This is a genomic window from Glycomyces tenuis DSM 44171 (assembly GCF_000427885.1).
In the GTDB taxonomy this organism is placed as follows: Bacteria; Actinomycetota; Actinomycetes; order Mycobacteriales; family Micromonosporaceae; genus Glycomyces; species Glycomyces tenuis.
The window spans coordinates 151,889-175,796 of the sequence record NZ_ATYW01000017.1 but is presented as its reverse complement, the minus strand read 5'-3'; the positions used below and the strand labels follow the sequence as shown (position 1 = coordinate 175,796).

25 protein-coding genes are annotated in these 23,908 nt (G+C 71.6%); 16 read left to right on the top strand and 9 right to left on the bottom strand.

Translation table 11 applies throughout. From position 1 onward, the window contains the following. Window positions 1–38: 38 nt before the first annotated feature. Together YWW_RS31480 and YWW_RS0118870 are read right to left on the bottom strand one after the other, a co-directional pair. A complete protein-coding gene (locus YWW_RS31480; protein ID WP_035696955.1) occupies window positions 39–422 on the bottom strand; it encodes an ArsR/SmtB family transcription factor in 384 nt (127 codons plus the stop codon). After that, entirely contained in the window at window positions 422–1,075 is a 654-nt protein-coding gene (locus YWW_RS0118870; RefSeq protein ID WP_026931338.1) for an SRPBCC family protein, read from the bottom strand. Before YWW_RS0118870 ends, YWW_RS31480 begins: the two co-directional genes overlap by 1 nt. Window positions 1,076–1,228: 153 nt before the next feature. On the opposite strand from YWW_RS0118870, the gene YWW_RS0118865 reads away from it, so the two are divergent. Together YWW_RS0118865 and YWW_RS0118860 are read left to right on the top strand one after the other, a co-directional pair. Continuing rightward, window positions 1,229–2,656, top strand: a complete 1,428-nt coding sequence (locus YWW_RS0118865) for a cytochrome ubiquinol oxidase subunit I (protein ID WP_211228618.1) — start codon at window positions 1,229–1,231, stop codon at window positions 2,654–2,656. Then, window positions 2,653–3,660, top strand: a complete 1,008-nt coding sequence (locus YWW_RS0118860) for a cytochrome d ubiquinol oxidase subunit II (protein WP_026931336.1) — start codon at window positions 2,653–2,655, stop codon at window positions 3,658–3,660. Before YWW_RS0118865 ends, YWW_RS0118860 begins: the two co-directional genes overlap by 4 nt. Window positions 3,661–3,666: 6 nt before the next feature. Here the strand turns inward: YWW_RS0118860 and YWW_RS0118855 are convergent, their stop codons facing one another. After that, window positions 3,667–4,740, bottom strand: coding sequence for an aldo/keto reductase (locus YWW_RS0118855; RefSeq protein ID WP_035697023.1), 1,074 nt, complete (start codon window positions 4,738–4,740; stop codon window positions 3,667–3,669). A 102-nt stretch (window positions 4,741–4,842) separates the two neighbouring features. On the opposite strand from YWW_RS0118855, the gene YWW_RS0118850 reads away from it, so the two are divergent. Then, on the top strand, window positions 4,843–5,394 hold the full coding sequence (locus YWW_RS0118850; protein ID WP_026931334.1) for a TetR/AcrR family transcriptional regulator: 552 nt from the start codon (window positions 4,843–4,845) through the stop codon (window positions 5,392–5,394). A 96-nt stretch (window positions 5,395–5,490) separates the two neighbouring features. Here YWW_RS0118850 and YWW_RS0118845 read toward each other — a convergent pair whose 3' ends face one another. Continuing rightward, window positions 5,491–6,777, bottom strand: a complete 1,287-nt coding sequence (locus YWW_RS0118845) for a hypothetical protein (protein WP_026931333.1) — start codon at window positions 6,775–6,777, stop codon at window positions 5,491–5,493. After that, the gene (locus YWW_RS0118840) at window positions 6,774–7,283 is read right to left on the bottom strand and encodes a SigE family RNA polymerase sigma factor (protein WP_026931332.1); all 510 of its coding nucleotides are present in this window, start codon (window positions 7,281–7,283) and stop codon (window positions 6,774–6,776) included. The genes YWW_RS0118845 and YWW_RS0118840 overlap by 4 nt, the downstream gene beginning before the upstream one ends. Window positions 7,284–7,502: 219 nt before the next feature. Here YWW_RS0118840 and YWW_RS34300 point away from each other — a divergent pair, with 219 nt between their 5' ends. The 5 genes from YWW_RS34300 (at window position 7,503) to YWW_RS0118815 (ending at window position 12,320) form a co-directional block, all read left to right on the top strand. After that, a complete protein-coding gene (locus YWW_RS34300; RefSeq protein ID WP_162145976.1) occupies window positions 7,503–9,026 on the top strand; it encodes a serine/threonine protein kinase in 1,524 nt (507 codons plus the stop codon). A 171-nt stretch (window positions 9,027–9,197) separates the two neighbouring features. Continuing rightward, entirely contained in the window at window positions 9,198–9,638 is a 441-nt protein-coding gene (locus YWW_RS0118830; protein ID WP_026931331.1) for a DUF4383 domain-containing protein, read from the top strand. Window positions 9,639–9,779: 141 nt separating this feature from the next. Continuing rightward, the gene (locus tag YWW_RS0118825) at window positions 9,780–10,763 is read left to right on the top strand and encodes a Gfo/Idh/MocA family protein (RefSeq protein ID WP_026931330.1); all 984 of its coding nucleotides are present in this window, start codon (window positions 9,780–9,782) and stop codon (window positions 10,761–10,763) included. Between the two features lie 112 nt (window positions 10,764–10,875). After that, a complete protein-coding gene (locus YWW_RS0118820) occupies window positions 10,876–11,718 on the top strand; it encodes an alpha/beta fold hydrolase (RefSeq protein WP_026931329.1) in 843 nt (280 codons plus the stop codon). Window positions 11,719–11,780: 62 nt separating this feature from the next. Then, complete coding sequence (locus YWW_RS0118815) at window positions 11,781–12,320, top strand: alpha/beta fold hydrolase (RefSeq protein WP_026931328.1); 540 nt, start codon at window positions 11,781–11,783, stop codon at window positions 12,318–12,320. Here YWW_RS0118815 and YWW_RS0118810 read toward each other — a convergent pair. The 3 genes from YWW_RS0118810 to YWW_RS0118800 form a co-directional block, all read right to left on the bottom strand. After that, window positions 12,314–13,528 (bottom strand): sulfotransferase family protein, encoded by a 1,215-nt coding sequence (locus YWW_RS0118810; RefSeq protein WP_026931327.1) that lies wholly within the window; start codon window positions 13,526–13,528, stop codon window positions 12,314–12,316. The two genes, YWW_RS0118815 and YWW_RS0118810, sit on opposite strands and share 7 nt — an antisense overlap. Before the next feature lie 320 nt (window positions 13,529–13,848). Then, window positions 13,849–14,781: an aldo/keto reductase gene (locus tag YWW_RS0118805; RefSeq protein WP_026931326.1), complete on the bottom strand. Its 933-nt coding sequence runs from the start codon at window positions 14,779–14,781 to the stop codon at window positions 13,849–13,851. An 18-nt stretch (window positions 14,782–14,799) separates the two neighbouring features. Continuing rightward, the gene (locus YWW_RS0118800; RefSeq protein ID WP_026931325.1) at window positions 14,800–15,660 is read right to left on the bottom strand and encodes an aldo/keto reductase; all 861 of its coding nucleotides are present in this window, start codon (window positions 15,658–15,660) and stop codon (window positions 14,800–14,802) included. Between the two features lie 113 nt (window positions 15,661–15,773). Between YWW_RS0118800 and YWW_RS0118795 the strand changes: the two genes are divergently transcribed. Next, window positions 15,774–16,679 carry a LysR family transcriptional regulator gene (locus tag YWW_RS0118795; protein WP_026931324.1) on the top strand — a complete coding sequence of 302 codons (906 nt, stop codon included), beginning with the start codon at window positions 15,774–15,776 and terminating at the stop codon, window positions 16,677–16,679. 1 nt (window position 16,680) lies between these two features. Here YWW_RS0118795 and YWW_RS0118790 read toward each other — a convergent pair whose 3' ends face one another. Then, entirely contained in the window at window positions 16,681–17,109 is a 429-nt protein-coding gene (locus YWW_RS0118790; RefSeq protein ID WP_026931323.1) for an SRPBCC family protein, read from the bottom strand. A gap of 23 nt (window positions 17,110–17,132) precedes the next feature. Between YWW_RS0118790 and YWW_RS0118785 the strand changes: the two genes are divergently transcribed. The 7 genes from YWW_RS0118785 (at window position 17,133) to YWW_RS0118755 (ending at window position 23,867) form a co-directional block, all read left to right on the top strand. After that, a complete protein-coding gene (locus YWW_RS0118785) occupies window positions 17,133–17,663 on the top strand; it encodes a TetR family transcriptional regulator (protein ID WP_035696951.1) in 531 nt (176 codons plus the stop codon). Between the two features lie 112 nt (window positions 17,664–17,775). After that, on the top strand, window positions 17,776–18,687 hold the full coding sequence (locus tag YWW_RS0118780) for a MurR/RpiR family transcriptional regulator (RefSeq protein WP_035697018.1): 912 nt from the start codon (window positions 17,776–17,778) through the stop codon (window positions 18,685–18,687). Then, window positions 18,684–19,451: a sugar isomerase domain-containing protein gene (locus tag YWW_RS0118775; protein ID WP_051326019.1), complete on the top strand. Its 768-nt coding sequence runs from the start codon at window positions 18,684–18,686 to the stop codon at window positions 19,449–19,451. Before YWW_RS0118780 ends, YWW_RS0118775 begins: the two co-directional genes overlap by 4 nt. Before the next feature lie 21 nt (window positions 19,452–19,472). After that, entirely contained in the window at window positions 19,473–20,885 is a 1,413-nt protein-coding gene (gene ngcE, locus YWW_RS0118770; protein ID WP_026931319.1) for an N-acetylglucosamine/diacetylchitobiose ABC transporter substrate-binding protein, read from the top strand. 13 nt (window positions 20,886–20,898) lie between these two features. Beyond that, the gene (locus tag YWW_RS0118765; RefSeq protein WP_026931318.1) at window positions 20,899–21,807 is read left to right on the top strand and encodes a carbohydrate ABC transporter permease; all 909 of its coding nucleotides are present in this window, start codon (window positions 20,899–20,901) and stop codon (window positions 21,805–21,807) included. Beyond that, window positions 21,804–22,631, top strand: coding sequence for a carbohydrate ABC transporter permease (locus YWW_RS0118760; protein WP_026931317.1), 828 nt, complete (start codon window positions 21,804–21,806; stop codon window positions 22,629–22,631). Before YWW_RS0118765 ends, YWW_RS0118760 begins: the two co-directional genes overlap by 4 nt. Before the next feature lie 27 nt (window positions 22,632–22,658). After that, the gene (locus YWW_RS0118755) at window positions 22,659–23,867 is read left to right on the top strand and encodes a family 16 glycosylhydrolase (protein ID WP_026931316.1); all 1,209 of its coding nucleotides are present in this window, start codon (window positions 22,659–22,661) and stop codon (window positions 23,865–23,867) included. Window positions 23,868–23,908 lie beyond the last annotated feature (41 nt).

Sequence of the window (23,908 nt, the reverse complement as noted above, 5' to 3'; positions counted from 1 at the left end):
AGCGGACCGGTCCGTCCGATGGGGCCGCGGCGGGGCGGTCAACCGGCGCGCCGGTCCCGGCCCCGCCGGTCCGGCGCCGCGCCTCGGGCCAGCCGCCGCTCGCGGCGGCCCCTGGCGAGCTCGGTCTCCAAGGCGTCCAGCGGCTGCGCGAAGGCGTCGGCGAAGCGCGCGAGCCACTCCTGGACGACGGCGAGCCCGGCGGCGTCGACGCCGTACACGCGCCGCGTGCCCTCGGCGCGGACGGTGACCAGCCCGGCCTCGCGCAGGACCCGCAGATGCTGGGAGGCGGCCGGCTGGGAGATCCCGAACTGCGCGCGCAGCGCCTCCGCGATCACCCCCGCCGGCCGCTCGCCCTCGTTCAGCAGCTCGAGGATCCGGCGGCGCACCGGGTCGCCCAGCGCGTCGAAGACCTCGACGGACATCAGCCCTCCTGGGCCGCTTCCGGCGGCGTCGTGTAGAACGCGATCGCGCCCTGGGCGGCGGCGCGCGCCTTGTCGGGGTCGTCGCCGGTCTCGATCTGGGCCCGCGCCCAGTCCTCGGCGCACTCGGTGAAGAAGGCGACGCCCTCGGGGCCGACGGCCCAGGCCTCGTGCTCCTGCGGGTCGGCGCTCTCGCCGGTGTCCAGGTGCAGGCCGAGGCCCATGAGGGACCCGTCCCAGCCCAGGCCCACCGCGCCGGGGCCGAACTGCTCCCACAGCGCGGGGTCGACGTGGGCCTCGTGGACGAGTTCGAGGGCCGTGCCGCCGTCGGTCTCGCTGAGGCGGACCTCCAGCCACGAGACCTGCCCGCCGAACTCCCAGGTCACGGCGAGGCTCTCGGGCTCGGAGCAGCGTTCGACGAGGCCGCCCGCGTTGCCTTCGAACTGGTAGCGGCCGCCGACGGAGAGATCGCCGCTGACCGGCAGGAACCAGCGCGGCAGCCGCTCGGCGTCGGTGAGGGCGTCCCACACGTCGGAGCGCTCGGCTCTGTACGTGCGGCGCGCGACGGCGATCTTGGTCGGTCGTCCGTCGCGGGAGCCGCCCCGAAGCTCGCGCGTCACGAGCCGGGCGGTCTTGATGGGATCGGGCGTTGCCATGTCTCCTCCTAATATAAGTTGCAACTTATATTAGGAGGCCCGGGGTGGTCGTGTCAAGCGTTCGGCGAAGTCGCGCGGGAGCGGGAGGGGCGCGTCATGTGAAAACTTTCACAAGCGCGAGGATTTGAACGTGTTCAGACGTAGTTTCAAGGCATGTCGGTCCATGAGGTCCTCGCCCAGATGTCGGATGCGGCGCCGACGGTGCTCGCCTCCGCGGAACCCGCCGGACTGCTCCCGGCCCGCCAGCAGATGGCCCTGTCCCTGGGCTGGCACATCATCCTCGCCTGCTTCGGCGTCGCCTTCCCCGCCATCATCTTCGTGATGCACCTGCGCGGCATCCGCAAGAACGACCCGGTCGCGCTCGACCTCGCCAAGCGCTGGGCCAAGGTCTCCGCCGTCCTGTTCGCCATCGGCGCCGTCTCGGGCACCGTGCTCAGCTTCGAGATGGGCATCCTGTGGCCGGGCCTGATGGGCACCTTCGGCGACGTCCTCGGCCTGCCCTTCGCCTTCGAAGGCCTCGCGTTCTTCCTCGAGGCGATCTTCCTCGGCATCTACCTCTACGGCTGGGGCCGCATACCGCCGAAGCGGCACCTGCTCATGGTGCTGCCCATGGCCGTGACCGGCGTGATCGGCACCTACTGCGTCATCGCCGTCAACGCCTGGATGAACGTGCCCACGGGCTTCAACATCGTCGACGGCGAGATCACCGACGTCCAGCCGTGGGCGGTGCTGTTCAACGGCCACGTCTTCGCCCAGTTCGCGCACATGTGGGTGGCCGCCTACATGGTCGCCGGCTTCTCGATCGCCGGCGTGTACGCCGTCGGCATGCTGCGCGGCAGGCGCGACCGGCACCACCGCATCGGCTTCCTCGTGCCGTTCGTCTTCGCGACGATCGCCGCCCTCGCCCAGCCCTTCGTCGGGCACTTCCTCGGCGAGGGCCTCGACGAGCGGCAGCCCGCCAAGCTCGCCGCCTTCGAGCTCGCCGAGACCACCACCGACGGCGCATCGCCGCTGCGCATCGGCGGCGTCTACATCGACGGCGAGGTCAAGGGCGCGATCGACATCCCCTACCTCGGTTCCCTGATCGCCCAGGGCTCACTCGACGAGCCGGTGCCGGGCATGGACACGATCCCCGCCGAGGACCTGCCGCCGGTCAACATCACCCACTGGGCCTTCCAGACCATGATCGGCATCGGCCTCCTGCTCATGCTCGCCGTCCTGCTCTACTGGTTCATGCGCTGGCGGGGCCGGGACCTGCTCGACAACCGCTGGTTCCTGCGCTTCGCCGCCGTCGGCGGGCCGCTCGCGGTGCTCGCGCTCGAGGCCGGGTGGATCGCCACCGAGGTCGGCAGGCAGCCGTGGATCGTCTACGGCGTCATGCGGACTCCCGAGGCGGTCGGCGATTTCACGGCCGGACTGTGGGGCGTGCTGATCGCCTCGATCGTGCTCTACGGCGCCATGACCGTCGGCGCCGCGATCGTCCTGCGCTCGATGGCCCGGCGCTGGAGGAACGGCGCCTCCGATCTGCCGAGCCCCTACGGCCCCGAACTGTCCGAAGCGGGCGCGGGGGAGGAGCGATGAGCCTCGAGATCGCCGTCGCGGCGGCCCTGTTCGTCGGCGTCGTCGCCTACGCCGTGCTCGGCGGGGCCGACTTCGGCTCCGGCTTCTTCGACCTCACCGCGGGCGGCAGCAGGCGGGGCGCCGAGGTGCGGACCCTCATCGACCGCAGCATCGGCCCGGTCTGGGAGGCCAACCACGTCTGGCTGATCTACGTGCTCGTCATGTGGTGGACGGCGTTCCCCGCCTCGTTCGCCGCGGCGATGACGACCGTGATCGTGCCGCTGGTGCTGGCGCTGCTCGGCATCGTCCTGCGCGGCGCGAGCTTCGCGTTCCGCAAGTACAGCGAGACCCTCGGCCAGGCGCGGCTGTTCGGAGCGATCTTCGCGTGCTCCTCTGTGCTGGCGCCGTTCTGCTTCGGCACCGTCGCGGGCGCCCTCGCCTCGGGCCGCGTCCCCGCCGAGGGCCACGGCGACCTGTGGACGTCCTGGCTCAACCCGACCTCGCTGTTCGGCGGGGTCATCGCGGTGGGCACGTGCGCGTTCCTGGCCGGGGTGTTCCTGACCGCCGACGCCGCCCGCGGGGGACAGCGGCGCCTGGCCGAGCGGCTGCGGGTCCGCTCGCTCGCCGTCGGGGCCGTGACCGGCGCGGTGGTGTTCGCCGCGCTCATACCGCTCACCGCGGACGCGCCGACGTTGAGCGAGGGCCTCGCCGGGCGGGCCGCGCCGCTCATCGTCCTCTCGGCGCTGGGCGGCGGCGCGACCCTGCTCCTGCTGCTGCGGCGCCGCTACGGCCCCGCCCGCCTCACCGCCGTCCTCGCGGTGTCCTCCGTGGTCTCGGGTTGGGGTCTCGGCCAGTACCCGTGGCTGCTGGTCGACCACATGACGATCGACGACGCCGCCGGGGCGCGGGCGACCCTCTGGGGGCTGCTGGTGGCCGCCGGCATCGCCGCGGTCGTCGTCGGACCGGCGCTGCTGTACCTGTTCCGCCTCACCCAGACGAAGGAGTGGAGCGGCGCCGGGCACTGACGGTCCTCAGCCTCGGTACCAGGCCGGTTCCCCGGCGACCGTATAGCCGGGGGTCAGCACCGATCCGAGCACCTCGGGGTCTTGCATCAGCCGCAGCTTGCCGACCGGCGGCGCACTGGCCTCGTCGAGCCGGGCCGCCTGCTCGGGCGTCAGCTCGAAGTCCAGTGCGGCGAGGTTCTGGTCGAGCTGGGCGGTGTCGCGGGCGCCGATGATGACCGAGGCGACGCCGCGGCGCCTGAGCGCCCAGTTCAGCGCCACCTGCGCCATGCTCCGGCCGGTCTCCCCGGCGATCTCGTCCAGGACGTCGAGGGTGCGCCAGTGGCGCTCGCCGAAGCCGCCGAGCATCTGGCGGAAGTACCGCTGGGAGGCGTCGTTGAGCCGCCCCTCGCCCTCCACGTAGTCGTCGGTGCGGCGGTACTTCCCGGTCAGGAAGCCACTGGCGAGCGGGCTCCAGGGCACGACGCCCATGTCGAGGTCGAGGGCGGCGCCGACGTGCTCGGCCTCGATCTCCCGGTTGATCAGGGAGTACTCGAGCTGGAGCGCGGCGACCGGCTCCCAGCCGCGCCACCGGGCCGTCATCTGCGCCTTGGCCGCATACCACGCGGGCACGTTCGACAGGCCCACGGCGCGGACCTTGCCCGAGCGCACCAGGGCGTCGAAGGTGGACATGACCTCCTCGACCGGGGTGACGGCGTCCCAGATGTGGACCCAGTACAGGTCGATGTAGTCGGTGCCGAGGCGGCGCAGGGACTCCTCGAGCGTGGCGAGCATGTTCTTGCGGCCGTTGCCGACCCGGTTGGGGTTGCGGGTGCCGCCGCCCTGCGAGTACTTGGTGGCCAGCACGATCCGGTCGCGCAGGCCCGGTTCGGCGAGGAACTCGCCGAGCAGCGCCTCGCTGCGGCCCTGGGAGTAGACGTCGGCGGTGTCGACGAAGTTGCCGCCCGCCTCGAGGTAGCGGTCGAGGACGGCGCGGGCGGTGGCCGCGTCGCTGCCCCAGTCGTCCTGGGCGAAGGTCATGGTGCCGAGGGCGAGCGGGGAGACGCGCAGGCCGCTGCCGCCGAGGAGGTGGTAGGCGTTCATGGTGGTCACGGATAGGCTCCTTGCTGAGAGGAACGAAAACGGAATGATTGTTCCGTTTTAAATATACGGAATGTTGATTCCGTTTGCAAACAAGGGGGCCCCTTGAACGCCGAACGGCCGCTGCGCGCAGACGCGGTGCGCAACCGCGCCCAGGTCCTGGAGGTCGCCGAGGCGCTCGTCGCCGAGCGCGGCTTCGGGGTGCCGGTCAGCGCGATCGCCAAGGAGGTCGGCGTGGGCGTGGGCACCGTCTACCGCCACTTCCCGACCAAGGAGGCCCTGTTCGCGGCCATCCTGGCCCGCAAGATGGACGAGCTGGTCGATGTCCTGCGCGGCTTCGCCGAGGGCGACGACCCGGCCGCGGCCTTCGGCGAGTTCATCGCCTACATCATCGAGCGCACCGTCCGCGACCGCTCGCTCTACCAGGGCCTGGCCGAAGTGGCCGATGTCGAGATCGGCCCCGGGAGCGACCTGGGCGCCGAGATGTTCGCCGCCGAAGGCCGCATTCTCGAACGCGCCCAAGCGGCAGGCGCCGTCCGACGCGACTTCGACGCCGCCGACCTCAAGTCCCTCATCGCGGGCTGCATCGTCATGGCCGAGCACGGCACCGCCCCGGCGCGCGTGGTCGAGCTGGCTCTCAAGGCCCTCGCACCCTGACCGCCCCGTTCGCCGACCCCGCTCCGCCGCTCCGACACACTGCGGGCCGGTGCGTGTTCGGCGCACCGGCCCGCAGTGTCGGATCTCGCAGCGGGGTCAGCCGATCAGGGCCACCATCGCGTCCAGCGTCTCGAAGTCGACCGGCGGCGTCCCCTCGGCGGCCTTGACGCCGACGCCGAGCACCCAGCCGCTCCCGGCTCGGAACTCGACCGAGGTCAGCTCGGTCCCCGCGTCCTCCACCGTCCGGTGCACCCGCGACGTCGACTCGTCCACCTCGATGAACTGGCAGTCCGCGGCGTCATCGCACTTCGAGTAGTGCTCCGCGGCGGTCTGACCGGCTCCCCCGTCGCCGGGGGCGTCGATGGGGGTCTTCTGCAGGAACAGGGTCACCGGCTGCCCGTCGATGACGGCCTCGACGACGGCGACGGCGGTGTCGTCCTCGCCGTAGTGGGAGCCCTCCTCGACGTCGGCGAAGGCGATCGACGCCTCCGCGTCCACGACCGCCCCGGGGAGCTCCGAGGCGATCGCGTCGGTGAACGCGCCGATCAGCTCCTCCTCGGCAGGGGTCGACTCCTCTTCCGACTGCTCCGCCTCCGGCGCCTCCTCGCCGACCGGGATGGCTGCCGCGAGCTGGCCGAGCTGCTCGGGCGTCGTGCTCAGCGTGCCGGGCCCGCCGGCGACGCCCATCTGCACGTGGACGACGGTGCCGTCCCCGTGCAGCAGCAGTGCGCTGTGGTACGGGAGTCGCTCCTCGGAGGACGGCACGTCTTCGTCCACGAGCACCGTGCGCTGCTCTTCGACCATCAGTAGGCCGCCGTCCCACGTGCAGGTGCCGTCGATGGACTCGCATCCGGCGAGTTCCTCGGCCCGGACCATCGGATCGCCCGCCGGATCGAGCACATCCACAGTGAGCGATACGCGCTCGTCGGTGTCGGGGAAGGTCGCGATCCCTTCGAAGCGGTAGCCGCCGAGCTCCGCATCGTAGTAGAAGTCGTCGTGGTCCGCTTCGCCCTGGCCGCACGAGCCGCCCACGGAGCCGCCGATGCCGGCGACGTGCTCCCGCAACTCGTGGTCGTACATGGTCGCGACGGCGGCCTGCTCCGCGGTCATCTCCTCGCTCGGCTCCGAGCAGGGGGACTCCTCGCCGCTTTCGCCGGAGGCCGGCGGTCCGGCGTCGCCGCCTCGACCGAGCACCATGGGCGCGGTCACGACCAGGGCGAGGGCGGCGACCGCCGCGAGCGCGCCGGCTCCGGTCTGGGCGGCTCGGCGCCGCCGATGCGACCTCTTCCCGGAGGCGACGATGTCGTCGGTGCTCGCCCGCCGGGCCGGCGCGGGTCCCGCGAGCGCGTCGTTGAACAGCTCGCGCATCTCGTGTGGGTTCATGATTCGGCTCCTTGGCCTGTGAGATCGGCATTCTCATACAGGTCGCGCAGCGTCTGCAGTCCCCGCGCGGTCTGACTCTTGACGGTGCCGGTCGAGCAGCGGAGGATCCGCGCGGTCTCGTCGACCGACAGGTCCTCCCAGAAGCGGAGGACCAGGGTGGCCCGCTGCCTGGGTGGCAGCTTGGCGAGGACGGAGACGGCCGTCAGGCGGTCGTCGTGCCCGCCGGCCCGGACCGGGACGTCGGGCGGCGCGGCGTAGGAGCGCTCGCGGCGGAACCAGCTCCGCCGCGACTCGTCGATCAGCGCGTTGGCGATGATCCGGCGGGTGTAGGCGTCGGCCGTCTCCGGCCGCGTGCGACTCCACTTGCCGTACAACCTGATCAGCGAGGTCTGCACGGCGTCTTCGGCTCGGTGCCAATCGCCGCACATGAGGAAGGCCGTCCGCAGCAGCGCGCTGCGCCGGGCCTCCACGTACTCGCGGAACTCGGTCTCCTGCTGTGGCGTCATGAGGGCCTCTCGTCATGTCTCCGTCTCCCCTTCTACGGAACGGGCCCTCAGGGAGGTTGCATCGGAGAAGGAGGTCGGGCGGCGCCGTTCACGCCGCCGCGGAGCGGGCCGCCTACCCTACGGTAGGTAAGCTGGTCGCATACCGGCGCGTCTTCGCGATCGACCTGCACGCCACCTGCGCCGCGCCCCCGGCTCACACGAAACCTCAAGGGAGACATGGTGGAATCCGGCATCCGTATCGCGAACCGCTACGTGCTCGAGGAGCTGATCGCCACCGGCGGCATGGGCGCGGTATGGCGCGGCCACGACGCGCAGCTGGACAGGCCGGTCGCGGTCAAGCTGCTGCGGAACTCGCTCTTCCAGGACAACGACGAGGCCCGGAAGCGCTTCGACCGCGAGGCCCGAGCGGCGGCCAGGCTCAAGGGCGCGGGCTTCGCGGTGGTCTACGACCACGGCTCCTGCACCGTCGGCGACGAGGACGTCGCCTACCTGGTGATGGAGCTCGTCGAAGGCGAGTCGCTGTCGGCGCTGCTCGACCGCGAGGAGCGGCTCTCGCCAGAGCGGGCGATGGCGGTCATCGGCGCGGTCGCCGACACCCTGCGGCTCGTCCACCGCGAAGGCATCGTCCACCGCGACATCAAGCCCGGCAACATCCTCATCGAAGAGGACGGCGCCGTCAAACTCGTCGACTTCGGCATCGCGCGGATCAACGGCGTCACCTCCCTGACCTCGACCGGCGTGGCACTGGGGACGCTCCACTACGCCTCGCCGGAGCAGCTCGACCTCAAGGACACCACGGCGGTCTCCGACCTCTACTCGCTGGGAGCCGTCGCCTACGAGTGCCTCGCGGGAGAACCGCCGTTCGCCTCGAACGACCGCACGGCGGTCGTCGCCGCCCACCTGAACGCCGCGCCGCCGCCGCTGCCCGACGAGGTGCCGCCGCGGGTCGCCGCCGTGGTGATGAAGGCACTGGCGAAGGCCCCCGAGGACCGGTGGGCCTCGGCCGAGGCGTTCGCCGAGGCCTGCCGGGCCGCCGCCGGCGAGGCCACCGTGCCGCTGGCGATGCAGCGGCAGACGGTGCAGCAGCCGAACGGCGCGAAACCGTCGGGGCCGCGGCGCCTCGGCTTCGTGGCGGCGGCCGTCGCGGTGATCCTCCTGCTGGCCGGGCTGCTCGCCTGGTCGCCGTGGACGGGCCCGGCCGACGACGGCCCGACCGCGGCAGGGGACGAGGACACGAGCGAATCCGTTCAGGAAGGCGACTCGCAGTCCGGCACCGGCGCCGTGCCCGGCGGGGGCACCGGAACGCCGAGCGAGGCCTCCTCGCCCGATGCGAGCTCCGGCACCGATCCGGCTCCCGACGCCGACGGCGGCGAGTCCGGCGGCGACACCACCGGGGGCACCGGCGGCGACACCGGCGGGGACGGCTCCGGTGGAGGCGAGTCCGGCGGTGAGGACACCGACCCCGGCGGCGGTGAGGACACCGACCCCGGCGGCGACACCGCGGACGGCGGTGGCGAGCAGGTCCCGGATCTGTACGGCGTTCCGGTCGCCGAGGCCCAAGCGCAGTTGCACGCCCTCGGCTTCGACAGCGTCGAAACGCAGCAGCACATGAGCAAGGAAGGCGACGGCAGCCTCGACGGCTGCGACGTCGTGATGCAGGACCCCGGCGCCGGAACGACGGCGGACCACGACGACACGATCACCCTCACCTACTATGCCTTCGCCACGCACCTGTGCTGGTGACCGCTTTCCGCGTGCCCGAGGGCCCCTGAGCCGGACGGCGGGCCGATCCGCCTCGGACCAACGGCCGATTCGTCCGGGCACGCGCAGCTCGCCGGGCGTATGAAAGCCATGGGCGGGGTATCCCAGCGGCATTCCCACTTCTCAGGAAGGAGCCAAGGGATGTCTGAGGCAATGCACTCGGAGCGGGACACGGCCGCCCGCTCGCCGGTCCAACTGGTCACCATGGTCGTTTCGGCAGTATTCCTGCTGGTGGGCGTGCTCGGGTTCATTCCGGGCGTGACCACCGATTACGACTCCATGAGCTTCGCCGGACACGAGTCGTCCGCGATGCTGCTCGGTCTCTTCCAGGTCTCCGTCCTCCACAACATCGTCCACCTGCTGTTCGGTGTCGTCGGCTTCGCCATGGCCCGCTCCGCGGGCGGCGCGCGGGCCTTCCTCATCGGCGGCGGTCTCGTCTACCTGGTGCTGTGGATCTACGGACTGGTGGTCGACCACGACTCGACCGCGAACTTCGTGCCGCTCAACACCGCCGACAACTGGCTGCACCTGATCCTGGCGGTCGGCATGATCCTCCTCGGCGTCGTGCTCGGCGGCGCCCGGTCCAGGACCTGACCGTCCCGGCGGTCCCGGCCTGACCGGCGCTCCGCGATGGCCGATACTGATCGAGCGAGGCCGTCGCGCCGCGTGAGCGGCCGGCGGCGACAACAGGCGAGGCCCCGGCGGCCTCGCCTCTCATCTGAGGAGGAACCCCGAATGGACAGCGGACCGCTTCGCGTCGGCATGATCGGCACCGGCTGGATGGGCGAGGCCATCGCCCCGGACTTCGCGCTCTGCGAGGAGACCGAACTGGTCGCCGTCGCCGGCCGCAGCGCCGAGCGCACCGAGGCGTTCGCCGCCGCCCACGCCGTCCCCAAGGCCCTCGACGTCGCCCGGCTCATCGAGGCCGACGAGGTCGAGCTCGTCTACATCGCCTCCACCCACGACTCGCACGCCGCACTCGCCCGGGCCGCCCTCGAACAGGGCAAACCGGTCCTGCTCGAGAAGGCGTTCACCGTCGACGCCGCCTCCGCCGCCGAGCTCATCGCCCTGGCCGAAGCACGCGGACTGTTCCTCATGGAGGCCATGTGGATGCGGTTCAACCCCGTCGTCCGCCGCATCGCGGCCCTGTTGGCCGAGGGCGCGATCGGCGAGCCCCGCACGCTCCACGCCAGCTTCGGCTTCGCCGCCCCCGCCGGTGAGGGCCACCGCCTCTGGGACCCGCTCAAAGGGGGCGGCTCGCTCCTGGACCAGGGGGTCTACCCGCTCGCGCTCGCCGACCTCGTGTTCGGCGAGCCGGAGACCGTCGCCGCGACCGGCTCGCGCCTCGGCTACGACGGCACCGACTCCGGCGTCGACGCCGAGGTGGCGGCGCTGCTCGGCTACGCGGGCGGCCGGCAGGCGCTGTGCTCGAGTTCGATCCGCTCGCAACTGCCGTGCGACGCCTCGATCAGCGGTGCCGAAGGGCGCATCGACATCGAGGCGGCGTTCTGGTGCCCTTCGGCGTTCACCCTGCACCGGCCGGGCGCCGAGCCCGTCACCGAGCGGGAGACGATCGAGGGCCGGGGCTACGTGCCGATGCTGCGGGCGACGGCGGAGGCGATCGCCGAGGGCCGCACCGCCCACCCGCTGAGCGACCACGCGGCCACGATGCGCGTGATGCGGACCGTCGACCGGGTCTTCGCCGCCCTCGCGGCCTGAGCCTCCGGGGGCGCCTCCCCGGCGTCCTCGGAACACCGCCTCCCGTCCCCCCGATCGTGATTTGCTGGACGGCGGGGGACGAGCGTCCTCCCGGACGAAAGGACGGGAATCAATGGCGACCATCATCGTCGGACAAGAGAACAGCGCCGCGATCGAGCTCTACTACGAGGACTGGGGCACCGGGCAGCCCGTCGTCCTCATCCACGGCTACCCGCTCGACTGCCACAGCTGGGAGCGCCAGTCCCGCGAGCTCGTCGCCGCCGGGTACCGGGTCATCGCCTACGACCGCCGCGGCTTCGGGCAGTCCAGCAAGACCGGCACCGGCTACGACTACGACACCTTCGCCGCCGACCTCAACGGGCTGCTCGAGACGCTCGACCTGCGCGAGGTCATCCTCGTCGGCTTCTCCATGGGCACCGGCGAACTCGCCCGCTACGTCAAGAACCACGGCGCCGACCGGATCGCCAAGCTCGCCTTCCTCGCCTCGCTGGAGCCCTTCCTGGTCCAGCGCGACGACAATCCCGACGGCGTGCCCCAGTCGGTGTTCGACGGCATCGCCGAGGCCGCGCGCGCCGACCGCTACGCCTGGTTCACCCAGTTCTATCAGGACTTCTACAACCTCGACGAGAACCTGGGCAGCAGGATCAGCCAGGAGGCCGTCGACGCGAACTGGGCCACGGCGACCGCCTCGGCGCCCGTCGCGGCCTACGCGGTCGTGTCCAGCTGGATCGAGGACTTCCGCGAGGACGTCGAGGCCGTCCGCGCCTCCGGCAGGCCCGCGCTCATCCTCCACGGCACCAAGGACGACATCCTGCCGATCGACGCGAGCGGGCGGCGCTTCCACAAGGCGTTCCCGGAGGCGGACTACGTCGAGGTCGAAGGCGCCCCGCACGGGCTGCTGTGGACGCACACGGACGAGGTCAACGAGGCGCTGCTGACCTTCGTCCGCGCCTAGCGCCCGTTGATGTCCGCGAACGGGCGCCGGGGGCGCGGCGGCAGGGGGTCTAAGGTCGACGTATGGCCGACGCTGTCGTGATCCCCGGGGGAATGTACGGACCGAGCACGGGGATGCTCCTGTACGTCCCCGCCGTCGCCGAGCGGCGCGGCGCGTCCGTCCACCGGCACAGCTGGTCGCAGCGGCCGGTGGACGTGTTCGAGCCGCCCATCGAGGAGTGGGTGGCCGGGGAGGTCGCCCCGCTCCTCGACACCGTCGGCGGCAGCCCGCTGCTGATCGGCAAGTCGCTGGGCACCAACGCCGCCCGCCTCGCCGCCGAGCGCGGCCTGCCGGCGATCTGGCTGACGCCGCTGCTGACCGTGCCGTGGGTGACCGAGGCCCTGTCGAGTGCGACGGCGCCGTTCCTCCTCGTCGGCGGCACCGCCGACCGGCTGTGGGACGGCGAGGCGGCCAGGCGCCTGACACCGCACGTGCTGGAGGTCGAGGGCGCCGACCACGGCATGTTCGTGCCCGGCGCCGTCACCGAGTCGATCGCGGTGCTCGGCCGGATCGTCGCGGCGGCCGAGGACTTCCTCACCGCCGCCGACTGGCCCGCTCAGTAGTCGATCGCGGCCGTCCAGCGCTGGTAGTCGGCGAAGGCCTTCTCGAGCTCCTCGCTGTCGAGCCCGAAGTCGCCGACGCGGTACTCGTGCCTGCGGTCGCGCTCGCGTTCGCGGAGGCTGCGGTTCAGCGAATCGACCAGCCGCTCGCCGTCGTCGAAGGTCCACGGGATGTCGAGCCGCTCGTGCAGCTCGGGCACGTAGCGCTCGGGCGAGGACACCAAGCGGTGGTAGGGCACGTCGACGACCGCGGCCAGGTGGCGGCGGCGGAATTCCCGGCCGGCCTCGACGGCCTCGACCATCAGCTCCAGGGTGAGCCTGCCGACGGTCTCGCGGTCGGGCCGGGTGAGGAACAGCGACTGCGACAGCTCGGCGAGACTGCACAGCGATCCGGCGACGGCGACGGGGTCGCGGTGCGTCCACACGAACCTGGCGCCGGGGAACACCCGCTGGATGACCGGCATGTGGCAGATGTCGAAGGGGTACTTGAGGATCCAGCGGCGCCGCTCGCGTCCGTACTGGAGGACCTGGAGCGCCTCCTTGAGGTACCGGTAGTCCGCGCTCGTGTCCCGCTCGGCGAACCATTCCCGGTACTTCGGCATGGGGGCGTGGAACAGCAGGTGGTAGACCCCGTGGGGGAGCAGGAACATGCTCTCCTCGGGCTTGGTGACGTCGAGGGGGTGGATGTGGGCGAGTTCGGGCGCCCATTTCGTCGTCGAGAACTGCCGCCGGGCGCGCTTGATCCGCTTGGCCTTCGCCGCCGGGTCGGGTTCGAGTCCGGTGTGGGTCAGCTCCCACATCAGGGGGCCGCGGCAGGCGGGCGAGGCGGCGAGGACCTGGTGGGACAGGGTGGTCGCGGTGCGCGGGAGGCCCACGATGAAGACCGGTTTCTCGATCGGCTCGGCGCCGATCTCGGGGTGCCGCCGGTGCAGCTCGCGGATGCGCAGCCGGTTGACCAGGCGCGCCCGCGCGTCCATGACGGTCGTGGCCCATCCCATCGGGCTCAGCCCCGGCACCGCCGCGACGCAGCGGATCAGGAACTCGAAGTCGGCGATCCACTGCTCATCGTCGCCGTCGACGGCGACTCCGCTGACCCGTTCGGCCTGGTGGACGGCCTTCTCCCAGGCCGCTTCGGGGTTCCTTCGCGAGCGCAGGGCCGGTGCCATGGCGGCGTTGACCGCCTTGAACAACGGGGTGGTACGGGAGTCCATGGGGCGATTCCTCTCCTTTTACCTGGGCATGGAAGGAATATGGTGGATAGTAACGGTCGTGCTAGGTCTGTCAAGTCCGAACGGGAGCCGCGGCGCCCGGCCCGGCCGGCCGCCCGCCGCCCCGTCCGGGCCCGGGGCCGCGGCCCGTCGCGGGGTGGGCTCCCGTTGCCCCCCAACAAGACACGTCGCCGACCGGCTCGGATCCGAGAAGAATGGACGAAAAGAGCCCCTGCCGGATGGATGCCCTCATTGTGCGAGAACATCATCCGGCAAGGGCTCTACTGTCGAACGCGCGGGGGCGCCCGGTCGGCGTCGAAGCGCTAGGGCACGGTGTATCCGGCGGCGCGGAAGAGCTCGTACCACTCCGAGCGGGTCAGCGGGATCTCCGAGCCCCGCGCCGCCGCGTCCACGCGCTCCGGCGTGGTGGTGCCGATGACCACCTGCATCTGCGCCGGGTGCCGGGTGATCCACGCGGTGGCGATCGCCAGCGGCGGCACGTCGTATTTCGCCGCGATCCGGTCGATCACCGTGTTCAGCACCGCATAGCGCGGCGAGCCGAGAAACGGCCCGTCGAAGAAGCCCGCCTGGAACGGCGACCACGCCTGGACGGTGATGTCGTGCAGGCGGCAGTAGTCGACGATGCCGTCGTCGCGGCTGATCGACTGGTCCAGCCCCTGCATGTTCGCGGCCATCCCCTGGGCGAGCAAGGGCGCGTGGGTGATCGAGAGCTGCACCTGGTTGGCGACGATCGGCTGCTCCACGTATCGGCGCAGCAGGTCGATCTGGCGTCCGGTGTGGTTCGAGACGCCGAAGGCGCGCACCTTGCCCGCGGCGGCGAGCTCGCTGAACGCGCGGGCGACCTCCTCGGGCTCGACGAGCGCGTCGGGGCGGTGGAGCAGCAGGATGTCGATGTAGTCGGTGCCGAGCGCCTCCAGCGAGCCGTCGACGGACTCGACGATGTGCTCGTAGGAGAAGTCGAAGTACGGGCCGTCCTTGACGATGCCGGTCTTGGTCTGGATCACCAGGCGCTCGCGCTCGGCGGGGGTGAGCCGCATGGCCTCGGCGAAGCGGCGCTCGCAGCCGTGGACCTCGCTGCCGTAGACGTCGGCGTGGTCGAGGAAGGTGACGCCCGCGTCGGTCGCGGTCTTGAGGAGGGTCCGGACCTCCTCGTCGGTCTTCTCCTGGATGCGCATCAGGCCGAGGACCACGTTCGGCGCGGTGATGTCGGTGCCGGGCAGTGTGAAGGTCTTCATCATCGGTTCCTTGGAAGCTCAGGCGGCGGAGAGCCGGGCGATCTGGTCGGGGGAGAGCTCGACATCCGCGGCCCCCGCGGAGTCGAGGATGCTCTCGGGCCGGGAGGCGCCGGGGATCGGGACGACCACCGGGGCGAGCGCGAGCTGCCAGGCGAGGGTCGCCTGGTAGACGCTGACGCCGACCTCGTCCGCGACCTCGTTGAAGACGGCGTGGCGGCTGCCCAGCTCGGGCGCGTTGCGGATGCCGCCGAGCGGGCTCCACGGCAGGAAGGCGACGCCGAGCTTCGCGCAGTGCTCGAGTTCGCCTTCGCTGGAGCGGAAGCGGGGCGAGAACTGGTTCTGCACCGAGGCCAGCCGCCCGCCGAGGATCTCGTTCGCCTCGTCGATCTGGGCGACGTCCGCGTTCGAGATGCCCGCCGCCAGGATCACGCCCTCGTCGAGCAGTTCGCGGATCGCGCCGATCGAGTCGGCGTACGGCACTTCGGGATCGGGCCGGTGGAACTGGTAGAGGCCGATCGCCTCGACGCCGAGCCGCTTCGCCGAGGCCTTCGCGGCCTCCTTGAGGTAGGAGGGGCGGCCGTTCTTGGTCCAGCTGCCGTCGCCGGGGCGCAGGTGGCCGCCCTTGGTGGCGACCAGGACCTCGTCGGCTCCGGCGCCGCGCTCGCGCAGCGCGCGGGCGATGAGCGTCTCGTTGTGGCCGACCTCGTTCGCGTCGCGGTGGTAGGCGTCGGCGGTGTCGATCAGGGTGACGCCCGCGTCGAGCGCGGCGTGGATCGTCGCGATCGACCGGGCCTCGTCCGGCCTGCCCTCGATCGACATCGGCATGCCGCCGAGGCCGATCGCCGAGACTCGGCGGTCGCCGATGGTGCGCTGCTGCATGAAGCTCTCCTTGGAACGAGCGGATTGCCGTCGGACGCGGCTATCCTACGAAGCGTTGATCTAGAAGTCCAACAAATCTTCCTCATGCAATTCAGAACCAGGAGTCGTGAATCATGGATCTGCGGCAGCTCGAGTACCTCGTCGCGCTCGCCGACGAGCGGCACTTCACCCGCGCCGCCGAGCTCTGCGGCATCTCCCAGTCGGGGCTGTCGGCGGCGATCCGGAGCCTGGAGGAGGAGCTGGGCACGAGCCTGTTCACCCGCACCACCCGCCGCGTCGAGCCCACCGAGGCCGGGTTCGCGCTGCTGCCGTTCGCCCGCTCGATCCTGGAGCAGGCCGCCGACGCCCGCGACGCGGTCGTCAAGGCCGGCCGGGCCGTCTCCGGCTCGCTGCGGATCGGCGCCGAGCAGTGCCTGGGCCTGGTCGACGTCACGGCGCTGCTCGAGCGCTTCCACCGCCGCCACCCGAGGGTGGAGACCCACTTCACGCAGTGCGGCTCGCACGATCTGCTCACGATGCTCCGCGCCGGGGAGCTCGACGTCGCCTTCGTCGCCACCGACAAGCACCTGAGCGGGCTGCCGCGAACCGTGCTCGGCCGCGAGCCGCTGGTGCTCCTCCTGCCGCCGGAGCACCCGCTCGCCTCCCGCGCCTCGGTGCGCCTGGACGCCCTCGACGACCAGGACTTCATCGACTTCGGGCCCGCCTGGGGCGTGCGCACCATGAACGAGGCCGCCTTCGCCGCGCACGGGGTGCGCCGCCGCCTGCGCTGCGCGGTCAACGACGTGCACACCCTGCTGGACCTGGTGTGCCGCGGTCTCGGCGTCGCTGTGGTGCCCAGGCACGTCGCGGCCAAGCCGCAGGCCGCCGGGCTGAAGGTCCTCCCGCTGGCCGACCACAATAATCCCGAGTGGACTGTCTCGGTGGTCTCGTCCGCCTGGGGCCACGCCGATTCGCCCGCGGCGCACCTCCTCGAACTGCTGGGGGACGCGCCCGCCGAGCCGAGCCGCCTCACGGCCTGAGCTACTCGGCGGCGAGCCGTTCGGCCTCCTGCTTGAAGCCCTGGTTCTCCTTGGCGATGCCCCAGCGGACGGCCGCGCCGAACAGGAAGGCGAAGCGCCCCTCGCCCTTGCCGCTCAACTCGAGGCCCAGGGTGTTGCGGCAGCCGCCGTCGACCTCCTCGACCAGGTGCGTCCCGGTCATGGTCAGCTCGCCCCGCCTGGTCTCCCAGGCGAAGCGGCGGCCGGGTTCGAACTCGGTGACCGTCCAGACCGAGGCGGGCTGCAGGGGCTGCTTGATCCGGGCGCGGACGCCCGTCTTCAGGGGGAGCGGGTCGAGCGGCTCGACGCTTCGCATGGTGGGGGTGAGCTCGGGCCAGCGCGCGATGTCCGTCGTCAGGTCCCAGACGACGGAGGCGGGCGCGCCGATGACGAGCGCGTTCTCGTATCGCATGCCTTCAATGTACCATCTGGTACATGAATGCTCGTCAGAAGCTGCTCGCGGCCGTCATCGACCACGCGGCGGGGCACGGCTTCGCCGGGAAGAGCCTCCGCGAGATCGCCGCCGGGACGGGCACCAGTCACCGCATGCTCCTGTACCACTTCGAGTCCCGCGAGGGCCTGATCGCGGCGATCGTGTCCGACATGGAGCGCCGCCAGCACGAGCTCCTGGTCGCCCTCGCCGCCGAGGCCCGCACGCCGCGCGAGCTCATGGCGGCACTGTGGACGGAACTGTCCGAGCCGCGCATGCTGCCGTTCGTGCGGCTGTTCTTCGAGGTGGTCGGGCTCGCCGCCGGGGGCCGGCGGCACCTGCTGCCCGACCTGACCGACGCGTGGCTCGACCACGCCATGAAGGCCGCGACGGCGGTCGGCATGGAGGCCGACCCCGCGCTGCTGCGCGCCGGAGTGGCGGTCACGAGAGGGCTGCTGCTCGACCTCGTCGCCGGGGCGGACCGGCGGGCGGTCGACGCCGCCCACGAGGCGTTCATCGCCGCCCTCGAACGGTGAACGGCCGTCCGTCGGCGAAAATTATTTTGAAAGTGTCTTGACTTTCTCCGCTGGTAATCGTAATTTTCTTCATAAGTGTTTCCATGTGAAAATTATTTTGGCGAAGGTCTCGATGGTGAATCAAGGTGTGACCGGTCGGCTCCGAATGGAGCAGTCAACGCTTCCCGACGCGCTGCAACGCGTCGCCGCGAAGATCCTCGAAGACCCCGACGCGGCGGCGCAGGCGTCCATCGTCGACCTCGCCGAACGCGCCGGCACCTCCACCGCCACCGTCACCCGCTTCTGCCGGACCCTCGGCTTCTCCGGCTACGCGGCCCTGCGCGTCGCGCTGGCCGCCGAGAACGGGCGCGCCGCCCAGGCCCGCTGGGAGACCGACATCGACAAGGAGATCGAACCCGGCGACCCCTTGGACCGGGTCCTCGGCGTCGTCGCCGGGGCGGACTCCCGCGCCATCCAGGAGACCGCGTCCCAACTGGACATAAGCCTGGTCGACCGGGTCGCCGAGGCCGTCGCGGCCGCCGGGCGCGTCGAACTGTTCGGCCTCGGCTCCAGCGGCACCGCGGCCCGCGAGATGGCCTTCCGCCTCGAGCGCATCCGCGTCCCCTGCTGGTTCCGCTCCGACGCCCACGCCGCGCTCACGGGCGCCGCCCTGCTCCGAAGCGGCGACGTCGCCATCGCGCTCTCCCACTCCGGGCGCACCCGCGAGGGCGTCGAGGTCCTCGCCGAAGCCCGCGACCAGGGCGCGCTGGCCGTGGCCGTCACCTCCTTCTCTCGCTCGCCCCTGGCCGAGGCCGCCGACGTGGTCCTCACGACCGCCGTCCACGAGACCACCTTCCGCCTCGCCGCCCTCTCCGCGCTGCACTCCCAGCTGCTGGTCCTCGACCTGATCTACGTCGCCGTCGCCCAGCGCACCTTCGAGCGCACCACCGAGGCCTTCGAGGTGACCGCCCGCGCCGTGCACGCGCACCGCCTCGCCGACGAACCGGAACACCACCGCCGCAACCGATCCAAGGAGCAGGAATGACCGAGCCGACCCCGCCCGCCACCGCCGGGGCCTACCTGGCGCTGATCACCGACACCGTGCAGCGGGTCGGCCGCGAGCAGATCGACGCCGTCCGGCGGGCCGCCGAACTCATCACCGCGAGCCTCGACGAGGGCGGCATCCTCCAGGCCTTCGGCTCCGGCCACTCCGAGGCCCTCGCGATGGAACTGGCCGGGCGCGCCGGCGGCCTGGTGCCCAGCAACCGCATCGCCCTGCGCGACATGGTCCTCCACGGCGACCAGCCCCGCACCGCCCTCGACGACCCGTTCCTCGAACGCGACCCCGCCGTCGCCCACCGGCTCCTGGAGACGGCGCCGGTGCACCCGGCCGACGTCTTCGCCATCGCGTCCAACTCGGGCATCAACGGCGTCGTCGTCGAACTCGCGATCCAGGTCAAGAAACGCGGCCACCGCCTCATCGCCTTCACCTCCGCCGACCACAGCGCCAAGTCCGCCTCGCGCCACCCCTCGGGCAGGCGCCTGGCCGACATCGCCGACATCGTCCTCGACAACGGGGCGCCCTACGGCGACGCCGCCCTGCCGCTGCCGGACGGCGGCGCGGTCGGCGCGGTCTCCTCGGTCACCGCCGCCGTCCTCGCCCAGATGATCGTCGCCGAGGTCGCGCAGCGCTTCGTCGACCGAGGAGAGCACCCGCCGATCTACCTGTCGGCCAACATGGCCGGCGGGGACGAGCACAACCAGTCCCTCGAAGCGCGGTACGCCGGGCGCATCCGCCGCACCGCCTGAACCACCGGAAGAGGCCCCCTCATGACGCCGCCACCCACCCGTCCCAGCCCCACCCGCCGCACGCTCCTGCGCGGCGCCACCGCCGCCGGAGCGGCCGGCCTCCTCTCCGGCTGCGTCACCGCCGGAGGCGGTGACGACACCGAGGAGGCGACCGGAGCGGTGACCGACGAGAACCCCCTCGGCGTCCCCGACGACACCGGCCTCGAAGTCGTCATGTTCAACGGCGGCTACGGCCAGGCCTACACCGAGCACGCCGCCGAGCTCTACGAGGAGCGCCACCCCGGCGCCGAGGTCGACCACCAGGGCGTCCAGCGCGTCGGCGAGACCCTCCAGCCGCGCTTCGTCGCCGGCGAGCCGCCCGACGTCGTCGACAACACCGGCGCCGGGCGGCTCGACCTCGCCCAGCTCGCCGCCTCCGGGCAGCTCCACGACCTCGCCGAACTGCTCGACGCGCCCAGCCTCGACGACCCGGCCGTCCCCGTCCGCGACACCCTCATGCCCGGCGTCGTCGCCGACGGCACCCTCGACGGCGCCGTCCGCTTCCTCAACTACTCCTCGGTGCTGTGGGGCGTCTGGTACTCCACCTCCCTGTTCGAGGCCCACGGCTGGGCCTACCCCGAGACATGGGACGACATGCTGGCCCTGTGCGAGGAGATCGGGCAGGCCGGGATCGCGCCGTGGACCTGGCAGGGCAAGTTCCCCGAGTACATGGTGGACCCGCTCCAGTCCCTGGCCGCCAAGACCGGCGGCATCGAACTGGTCGAGAACATCGACAACCTCGAAGCCGACGCGTGGCGCCAGGACGGCATGCTCGCCGCCGCCGACGCGATCCACCGCCTCGTCACCGGCGGTCACATCATGGCCGGCTCGGAGGCCCTGTCCCACACCGAGGCCCAGAACGCCTGGAGCAACGGCGAGGCCGCCTTCATCCCCTGCGGGTCATGGCTCGAAGGCGAGCAGCAGGAGGTCACGCCCGAGGGCTTCGACATGGTCATGGCGCCCGTCCCGGACCTGACCGCGGCGGACGCGATGCCGTTCGGGGCGCTCCAGGGCTCCAGCAGCGAGTCCTTCCTCGTGCCCGCCCAGGCCGCGAACCCGCGCGGCGGGCTCGACTACCTGCGCTGCCTGTTCTCCCTCGACGTCGCGCGCGGTTTCACCGAGACCGCGAAGGCCCTCCCGGTCGTGCGCGGCGCCACCGACGGCGTCGAGATGAGCACCGGTCTGGCCTCCGTGGCCGCGGCCGTCGAGGCCGCCGGGGAGCACGTCTTCGGCTACAAGTACCGGCTCTGGTACGCGCCCTTGGCGAAAGCGGTCGACGACGCCACCGGGGAGCTCCTCACCGGACGCCTCGACCCCGAAGCGTGGGCCGACCGCATCCAGACGGCCGCCGACGACGTGGCCGCGGACGACTCCATCACCAAGCACCGGCGTTGAGAGGCGGGAAGCGATGCGGCACGGCAAGAACCGCTTCCTGATCGGGGCGCTGGCGGCGCCGCTGCTGCTGTACGGGGTCTTCGTCGTCTCGCCCTACGCGCAGGCGTTCTACCTGGCCTTCACCGACTGGAACGGCCTGGCCGGGCAGGCGGACAACGTGGGATTCGCGAACTTCACCGCACTGTGGAGCGACGGGCTGTTCCTCGCCGCCCTGCGCAACAACGGCCTGATGCTCCTGGCGGTGCCGCTGCTGACGATCGTCCTGGCGCTGTTCTTCGCCGCGCTGCTCACCATGGGCCGGTCCGACCGGCACGGCGGCTTCCGCGGCTCGGGCGCGTACCGCATCGTCTACTTCTTCCCGCAGCTGCTGTCCGTCGCCATCCTCGGCGTCCTGTTCCAGTTCGTCTACACCCCCAACAACGGCCTGCTCAACGGCCTGCTCGAAGCGCTCGGGCTCGGCTCGCTCACCCGGTCCTGGCTGGCCGAGCCGGCCTGGGCGCTCCCGGCCGTCATGGCCGTGATGGTCTGGGCCGCGGTGGGCTTCTACGTCGTCCTGTTCGCCGCCGCCATGGAGTCCATCCCGCGCGACGTCCTCGAGGCCGCCCGGCTCGACGGCGCCGGACGGCTCACCACGTTCCGGCGCATCACCCTCCCGTTCGTGTGGGACACCGTGCAGGTCGCCTACGTCTACCTCGGCATCCTCGCCCTCGACGGCTTCGCGCTGGTGCAGATCATGACCGTCGGCCCCGGCGGGCCCGACAACGCCACCGAGGTCGTCGGCCTGACCCTCTACCGGGCCGCGTTCACCTACGGCGAGTTCGGCTACGCCTCGGCCATGGGCGTCACCCTGTTCTTCATCACCCTCACCCTGACCGCGCTGGCGCTCAGGGCGACCCGCAGGGAGCGGGTGGAGATCGCATGAGACGCAAAGCCACCGACGCCGTCCTGCACGTGGTCCTGCTCGGCTGGGCGGCCCTGGTGACGTTGCCGCTGGTGTGGGCGGTGGTGTCCTCGCTCAAGACCGACGCCGAGATCTTCGCCAGTCCGTGGTCGGTTCCCGAAGCGCCGCAGTGGGACAACTGGGCCCGCGCCTGGCAGGAGGCCCACATCGGCCGGTACCTGCTGAACACGCTCATCGTCGTCGGCGGCGCCCTCGCCCTGGTGATGCTCCTCGGATCGCTCACCGCGTACTGCCTGGCCCGCTACGAGTTCCGCGGCAACCGCCTCATCTACTACGCGCTCGTCGCGGGCATGCTCTTCCCGGTGTTCCTCGCCCTCGTCCCGCTGTTCTTCGTCGTCGACCAGCTCGGGATGCTCGGCACCTACCACGGGCTGATCCTCGTGTACGCGGCCTACGCGCTGCCGTTCACGGTGTTCTTCCTGCACGCCTTCTTCCGCGGGCTGCCCACGGCCGTCACCGAGGCGGCCTTCCTCGACGGCTGCTCCCACACCGCCGCGTTCTTCAAGGTGATGCTGCCGATGGCCCGCCCGGGCATGGTCAGCGTCGGCATCTTCAACTTCCTCGGCCTGTGGAACCAATACCTGCTGCCGCTCGTCCTCAACCCCGACCCCGACCGCTACGTCCTGGCACAGGGGCTGGCCGCGCTCGCGGTCAGCCAGGGCTACCGCAGCGACTTCAGCGGCCTGTTCGCCGGGCTGATCATCGCGATCCTCCCGGTCCTGGCCGCCTACGTCCTGTTCCAACGACAGATCCGCTCCGGCCTCACCGCCGGGGCGGTCCGGTAACGAGTTCAATCGGAAGGGGAACTCGCCATGACCGCCAACCCGAAAACCAGACGCCGCATCGCCGCCTTCGCCGCCGCTGCCGCAGCGGCGACCGCCGTCACCGCCGTCGGCATGACCGACATGACCGCCGCCGCGGCCGATCCCGTCTGCGACCAGACCCTGTTCGACGACTTCGACTACGCCTCGTCCTCCGACCCGGACCTGGACGCGCGCGGCTGGACCGTGCGCACCAACGCCGGCGGCCCGGGCGTGCCCGGCGCGTCCTGGCCCGCCTCCAACGTCTCCTTCCCCACAGTGGACGGAGCTGGCTCGCTGCAACTGCGCGCCGCCACCGACGGCACCGCCGGAGGCACCAGCCACGCCGAGCTGTTCCACGAGCGCAAGTTCTACGAGGGCACCTACGCCGCCCGCGTCAAGTTCCCCGACGCGCCCGAGAGCGGCACCGACGGCGACCACATCGTCGAGACCTTCTTCACGATCACGCCGCTCGACGCGCCGATGGACCCCGACTACGGGGAGATCGACTTCGAGTACCTGCCCAACGGCGGCTGGGGCGAGCAGGGGCCGATCTTCTACCAGACCACCTGGGAGACCTACCAGAACGAGCCGTGGGTCGCCGACAACACGCACACCTCGCAGCGCGAGAGCTTCGCGGGCTGGCACGACCTGATGTTCACCGTCTCGGACGGGCACGTCAAGTACTACGTGGACGGTGAACTGGTGGCCGACCACAGCGGCGAGTACTACCCCGAGACGCCGATGTCGATCAACTTCAACCTGTGGTTCATCGACACCGCCGCTCACGCGGGCGGCACGAGCGTCTACACCCAGCAGGTGGACTACCTGTTCCACAGCGCCGACGAAGTGCTCACTCCCGCCGAGGTGGGCGGCCTCGTCGCCGGGTACCGGGTCGACGGCGTGAGCCACACCGACACGGTCGGCACGGGCGGCGGCGAGTGCCCCACCCCGACCGACCCGCCCACCGACCCCGACGACCCGACGACGCCCGACGACCCCACCGACCCGCCTGGCGGGGCGGACTGTGAGACCGCCCCGGACTGGGCCTTCGGCTCGGTCTACACCGAAGGGGACGTGGTCGTGCACGAGCGCAGCGCCTACGGCGACCCGTCCGGCCCCAAGTCCGGCGACGGGCCGCACCTGTGGCGGGCCGAGTGGTGGACGCAGGGCTCCGAGCCCGGCTGGACCCCGCAGTGGACCGACCTGGGAGCCTGCTGATCTAAGCTGCGGGTGCGTCGGGATCGGCGCACCCGCACCCC